The sequence below is a fragment of the Pseudomonas sp. BAY1663 genome, from assembly GCF_000582595.1.
In the GTDB taxonomy this organism is placed as follows: Bacteria; Pseudomonadota; Gammaproteobacteria; order Pseudomonadales; family Pseudomonadaceae; genus Stutzerimonas; species Stutzerimonas stutzeri_AF.
This window is the reverse complement of the sequence record NZ_AZSV01000145.1, coordinates 1-5,775: the sequence shown is the minus strand read 5'-3', so window position 1 is coordinate 5,775 and position 5,775 is coordinate 1. Positions and strand designations below refer to the sequence as shown.

The following is a 5,775-nucleotide window of genomic DNA, read 5'->3' as shown; positions in this document are numbered from 1 at the left end:
CATGCCCGGGCGCGCCATGCGCGTGGCCAGCAGCAGCGCGCCGAGCAACAGCGCCGCCGGTAGCGCGAGCTTGGCCCAGAACAGCGGCGTCCCGGCGATCGCCGCGAGGTCGGCGCGAACGCCGAAACCGGTCGCGATCAGCAGCAGCGCAGCGGCCAGGCCGAGCAGCAATGCCATGCCGAAACGCTTGGCGACGACGCGCCGATCCACCGGTGACACGCCGGTGGCGAGCAGGGTAATCAGGTCATCGGTGTTCATCGTGTACCTCGAATCTTCGCTGCCAGTGCCTTCAGGCCGCGGTGGATGCCGACCTTGACCGCCGAACTGGAGAGCCCGGTCAGGCGTGCGGTTTCCTCCACCGACAGTCCCTGCAGCTTCACATGGACGATCGGCAAGCGCTGGCGCGCCGGTAACTGCTCCAGCAGCTTGCCGAGGTCGCGGCGGGCCTCGGCCGGCTCGCTATCCTGCAGTGCGAGCAGCTCGGCGTTGTCGTCCAGCCGGTCGTGGCGCGCCGCATGGCGTGCGCGCGAACGGTAGTAATCGGCCAGCTTGTAGCGGCTGATGGCCTGTACCCAGGCCGTCAGCGGCTGGTCGCGGCGATAGGTCTGCCGCGCGTTGTGCACCGCCAGCAGCACTTCCTGCAGCAGGTCCTCGACATCGCCGGGCTGCTGCAGGCGCCGCTGCAGGTAGCCGCGCAGGTGCGTGCCGAGCTGGGTGAGGAATGCCCGGTACGCCGCCTCGTCGCCGTCGAGCCCGCGTAGCAGCAACGTGCGCAGCTGCGCTTCGCGTGCCTGGAGTATCTGTTGAGGAGTAGTTCGTTCCATCGAGCGCTCGGGTTACAGGTGGAGCGAGGATTCGTCGGCAGGGGCCCGGTAGGGCCGCGAATGCAATGCCGTCCACGGTAGAGGCGCGCCCGGAAAATCTCAAAATAAAATTTTCCGCTGTAACCGTGGCGGCAGGTGCGGCGAATTACCTCACGAGCCATCTGCAGATTCGCCGGTGGCCATTCAACCGATTGCGGAGAACCTTGCCATGAAGACTCTCAACCTTGCTGCCGCCGCCCTGGCGCTCGCTTCGATCGCCGCAGGCGTCCAGGCCGCCGAAACCGACAAGGGCGACATGGAGAAATGCTACGGCGTGGCCATGGCCGGCCAGAACGACTGCAAGGCCGGCGCCGGAACCAGCTGTGCCGGTACCTCGAAGCGGGACTACCAGGCAACGCCTGGAAGCTGGTGCCCGCCGGCACCTGCACCTCGATCGAGACGCCCAAGGGCATGGGTTCGCTGACCCCGATCGAGCGCTGACGGTGGAGGCGCCGGCCATGAATGCCGTGCTCGGTGCGGGCCTCGGGCTCAAGCCCGAGCACTACGCGCAGGCGAGCGCCTGCGTGGCGGATGGGCTGTGGTTCGAGGTCCACCCGGAGAACTACATGGTCGGCGGCGGCCCCCGGCTCGAGTGGCTGGAGGCCGTGGCCGCGCGGCACCCGCTGTCGCTGCATGGCGTATCGCTGTCGCTGGCGGCCGACTGCCCGCCCGACGAGGCGCACCTGCGCCGGCTCGGGGCGCTGGCCGAACGGGTGCGGCCGGTGCTGGTCTCCGAACACCTGGCCTGGTCGAGCTGGCGCGGCCACTACCATCCCGACCTGCTGCCGTTCCCGCGTACCCACGCGGCGCTCGCACGTATCGCCGCGAACATCGAGCGGACCCAGGACGTGCTGGGGCGGCGTATCGCCATCGAGAACCCCAGCCATTACCTGCGCTTCGACCAGCACCAGTGGGACGAGATCGAATTTCTCGCCGAACTCAGCCGGCGCACCGGTTGCGGCCTGCTGCTGGACGTCAACAACGTGCAGGTCAGCGCACACAACCTGGGATTTTCCGCGACCGATTACCTGCAACGCTTCCCGGCCGAACCGGTGATGGAGATTCACCTCGCCGGGCATAGCCTGGACGGCCCGTCGGCGTTGCTGATCGATTCGCATGACGCGCCGGTGGATGCGGCCGTCTGGGCGCTGTACCGGCAACTGATCGAGCGCATCGGTCCGCGTCCGACACTGATCGAGCGCGACGACCGGCTGCCACCCTTCGACGCGCTGCTGGCCGAACGCTCGCTCGCCCAGCAGGTACTGGAGCACGTCGGAGGCTGGCAATGAACGGCTCGCTGGCGGCATTCCAGGATGCCTTCGTCGCGGCGCTCTACGACAGCCCCGACGCCGCGCCGGATGCGCTGGCCGGATTGCAGGCGCAACCCGGCTTCGCGGTGTACCGCAATAGCCTGATCAAGGGCTGCGTCGAGGCCTTGCGCGCCAATTTCCCCACCGTCGAGCGGCTGGTGGGCGGCGAGTGGTTCGCCGCCGCCGCGGCGCTGCATGCCCGCCAGGCGCCTCCCGTCAGCGGCTCGCTGCTCGAATACGGCGCAACCTTTCCGGCCTTTCTGCAGGCCTTCGAGCCGGCACGGGATCTGCCCTACCTGGGCGGGGTCGCGCAACTGGACCGGCTATGGCTCGAGGTGTTCGGCGCTGCGCAACAGCCCGTCCTGGCAGTCACTACGCTGGCCTCGCAGAGCCCCGCGACCCTGGCCCGGCAGGTGCTGCGACCCCGCGCAGCGGTGCGCTGGCAGTGGTTCGCCGAGCTGCCGGTGTACAGCATCTGGAGCTGCAACCGGGAGGCGCGCGAGGTGCCGGATACGCTGCGCTGGCAAGGCGAGGGCGTGCTGCTCAGCCGTCACGCCGGCGCGATCGGCTGGCAACCGCTGGAGCGGGCCGGCTGTGCGTTCCTCGATGCCTGCGCCAGCGGGCTCGACCTGGAACAGGCCAGCGCCGCGGCGCTGGCGATAGACCCCGAACTCGATTTCACCGACCTGCTCGGCCGGCTGCTGGCGGCAGGCGCGTTCGCCGCCGTGGTGGCGCCGGCGCAACCTGCATGAGGAGACCGTCATGGACACTTCCCAGGTCCAGCACGCCAGCGCGCCGATGCGCCTGCGCCGGCAGTGGAACCGTTTGGCGCACTGGCTGCAGCGGCTGCTCGGCGATTCGCTGCTGAGCCTGGTAGCGCGGCTGGCCGTCGCGGCGATCTTCTTCCTTTCCGGGCGCACCAAGGTGACCGGCGTGCTGGAAATTACCCCGGTGACCTTCGAGCTGTTTCGCAGCGAATACCCGCTGCCACTGCTGCCGCCATACCTGGCGGCGCACCTGGCGACCTACGCCGAACACCTGTTTCCGCTGCTGCTGGTGCTCGGCCTGTTCACCCGGCTGTCGGCCCTGGCGCTGCTGCTGATGACGCTGGTGATCCAGCTGTTCGTCTACCCCGACGCCTGGTCGACCCACCTGAGCTGGGCCGGCCTGCTGCTGCTGATCATCGGGCGCGGCGCCGGCACGGTCTCGCTGGATCGCTGGCTGGGCATCCGTTAGAACGCGGGGTCAGGCGAAGACCGCGTCTTCGTCGTCCGGAATCTCATCGGTCACGAACACGCGGGCATGCCCGCTCTGCTCGTCTTCGATCCTGAGGCCGAAGTAGAGGGCATCGTTGGCGTCCCAGAACGCCTCGACCTGGGCCAGCGGAGCCTGTTCGAGCAGGACCTGGCCGGTGTGTTCGAGGATGATGGAATAGCGTTTGTCAGCGGGCATGGGGAAATGACTCTGATCATCGGGATGGGCTGCGGGCAACCGTGATGTCATTTTGTCACTTCACGAGCCCCGTTCCCCAGCCGTTCATCGCCACGAGGCAAATGCCCGCCGAATGGTCGTGGAATGCTCGATCCAGGTGCGCATCGATTGGCTCGGCAATTGCACGGACTGCCCTTCCCAGCACAGAGGATTTCGTTCGAGCATGACCGACAGGACAGACTTCGAGGTAGACAACAGTCCGGCGCTCTGGCGTTCCCAGGAGATGCTGCTGCTCCAGCAGGTCATGGCGCTGGCCGGCAGGGACTTCGCGGTGGAACCGGTGTTCAAGGAAATGCTGCATCTGCTTTCCGAGCTGCTCGGGCTGAACCGTGGCCGGATCGTGCTGCTCGATCCGGATGGCCGTGGCGGGCACATCCATTACGCCTACGGCCTGACCGACGACGAAGTAGCGCTGGGCCGCTACGCACTCGGCGAGGGGATCACCGGTCGGGTGCTGGCGCATGGGCAGCTCATCATCGTGCAGGACATCGACAAGGAGCCGGTCTTCCTCGGCCGCATGGTTGAACGCAGCAAGCTGCCGGCCGGGCCGGTGTCCTTCATCGCATTGCCGATCCAGATCGGCCAGCAGACCGTGGGGGTGCTGGCCTGCCATCGCATCCGCATGCGTGCGCGACCGCTGGCCGACGACCTGACCGTCCTGCGCATCCTCGCCACGCTCGCCGGGCAGTTGCTGCACCTGCGAGGCTACATCGAGGAGAAGACCCGCGCCCTGGCCCAGCACAACGACCTGCTGACCCGCGCCCTGCATGCCGACGCCACGCGTTATGGCATCGTTGGCAATTCGCCCGAGTTGCTGCGCGCCATTTCCGAGTTGGAGCGGGTTTCGGATGCCACCGCCAGCGTGTTGCTGCTCGGCGAGTCCGGGACCGGCAAGGAACTGTTCGCCCGCGCCCTGCACCTGGCCAGCCCGCGGCGTGACAAGCCATTCATCAAGGTCAATTGCGCGGCGATTCCCGACAGCCTGTTCGAGTCCGAGTTGTTCGGCTACGAACGCGGCGCCTTCACCGGGGCCACTGCCCTGCGCGCCGGCTGGTTCGAGCAGGCCGATGGCGGCACCATTTTCCTCGACGAGATCGGCGAGCTGCCGCTGACCATGCAGACCAAGCTGTTGCGCACCCTGCAGGAAGGCACCATCACCCGGCTCGGCGGCAAGCGTGAGATCCGTATCGATGTGCGTCTGGTGGCGGCGACCAATCGCGACCTGGCCAGCGAGGTGGGGCGCGGGCTGTTTCGCCAGGACCTCTACTACCGCCTCAACGTCATCCCCATCCACCTGCCGTCGCTGGCCGAGCGGCGCAGCGACATCCCGGCACTGGCGATGCATTTCCTCAACCGGGTCAACCAGGCGAACCAGCGCAACATCAACCTGACCGGTGATGCCATCGCCCGGCTGCAGGCCTACCCCTGGCCGGGCAATATCCGCGAGCTGTCCAATGTCATCGAGCGCGTGGTGCTGCTGGCCGATCGCTCTCTGCTCGGCGCCGCGGACCTGGAACCGTTCCTGGCCGGCGGCGAGGCCGTCGGGGACGTGCGAGCACAGGCGACGGTGGACGATGGCCGAGGCGAGGTGGCCATGGCCGTGCGGCCCTACGCGCCGGCGGGCTCGCATAGCGCCGACGAGCTGCGCCAGGCGCTGGCGCGCTGCGGCGGCAACAAGTCGCGTGCCGCGCAATCGCTCGGGCTGACGCCGCGGCAGTTCGGCTATCGCTGGGAAAAGCTCGGCCTGTAGCGGGCGCCTTCCTGCCATTCGGGTCGGCCGATGACATTGTTTACATTGTTTCCAATCTGTTCGTTGGGTATGCCGCCAGATGCGCGGAAAGCGAGCCTTAAATTTCATATCTAATTGATATAAAAGGAATTTTATTGAGTATTCGGTGATTGGCATAACCTCTGCAATGACCCCGACGAGACCAGAAGAGCAGCCCGCTGCTCAGTTTGAATCCCCGTTGGAGAATGCCATGTCCGCCGCACCCGCCACCTGTGCCACCACCGTCAAGACCTACCTGAAGCCGATCGACCGCGACAGCCTGATGGGTTTCGCCGAGAAGGGCCGCAACAACCCCGCCAGCCGGGGCACCAACAAAGTCCAC

Annotated in this window: 7 protein-coding genes and 1 pseudogene; 5 read left to right on the top strand and 3 right to left on the bottom strand. The window is 67.2% G+C overall.

Annotated elements, in window-relative coordinates:
• Together BAY1663_RS21885 and BAY1663_RS21880 are read right to left on the bottom strand one after the other, a co-directional pair.
• Positions 1–258: NrsF family protein (locus BAY1663_RS21885; protein ID WP_037045061.1), on the bottom strand; the 258-nt coding region annotated here is incomplete at its 3' end.
• On the bottom strand, positions 255–824 hold the full coding sequence (locus BAY1663_RS21880; protein ID WP_037045060.1) for a sigma-70 family RNA polymerase sigma factor: 570 nt from the start codon (positions 822–824) through the stop codon (positions 255–257). The genes BAY1663_RS21885 and BAY1663_RS21880, both read right to left, overlap by 4 nt.
• Positions 825–1,032: 208 nt before the next feature.
• Between BAY1663_RS21880 and BAY1663_RS21875 the strand changes: the two are divergent.
• The 4 genes and pseudogenes from BAY1663_RS21875 to BAY1663_RS21860 all read left to right on the top strand — a co-directional run bounded on the left by BAY1663_RS21875 (position 1,033) and on the right by BAY1663_RS21860 (position 3,409).
• Positions 1,033–1,304 (top strand): annotated as a pseudogene (locus tag BAY1663_RS21875) (DUF2282 domain-containing protein).
• Between the two features lie 17 nt (positions 1,305–1,321).
• Positions 1,322–2,152, top strand: coding sequence for a DUF692 domain-containing protein (locus BAY1663_RS21870; RefSeq protein WP_037045067.1), 831 nt, complete (start codon positions 1,322–1,324; stop codon positions 2,150–2,152).
• A complete protein-coding gene (locus BAY1663_RS21865; RefSeq protein ID WP_037045058.1) occupies positions 2,149–2,925 on the top strand; it encodes a DNA-binding domain-containing protein in 777 nt (258 codons plus the stop codon). The genes BAY1663_RS21870 and BAY1663_RS21865 overlap by 4 nt, the downstream gene beginning before the upstream one ends.
• Before the next feature lie 10 nt (positions 2,926–2,935).
• Complete coding sequence (locus BAY1663_RS21860; protein WP_037045053.1) at positions 2,936–3,409, top strand: DoxX family protein; 474 nt, start codon at positions 2,936–2,938, stop codon at positions 3,407–3,409.
• A 9-nt stretch (positions 3,410–3,418) separates the two neighbouring features.
• Here BAY1663_RS21860 and BAY1663_RS21855 read toward each other — a convergent pair whose 3' ends face one another.
• Entirely contained in the window at positions 3,419–3,625 is a 207-nt protein-coding gene (locus tag BAY1663_RS21855; RefSeq protein ID WP_037045050.1) for a hypothetical protein, read from the bottom strand.
• Between the two features lie 202 nt (positions 3,626–3,827).
• On the opposite strand from BAY1663_RS21855, the gene BAY1663_RS21850 reads away from it, so the two are divergent.
• On the top strand, positions 3,828–5,414 hold the full coding sequence (locus BAY1663_RS21850) for a sigma-54-dependent Fis family transcriptional regulator (protein ID WP_037045065.1): 1,587 nt from the start codon (positions 3,828–3,830) through the stop codon (positions 5,412–5,414).
• Positions 5,415–5,775 lie beyond the last annotated feature (361 nt).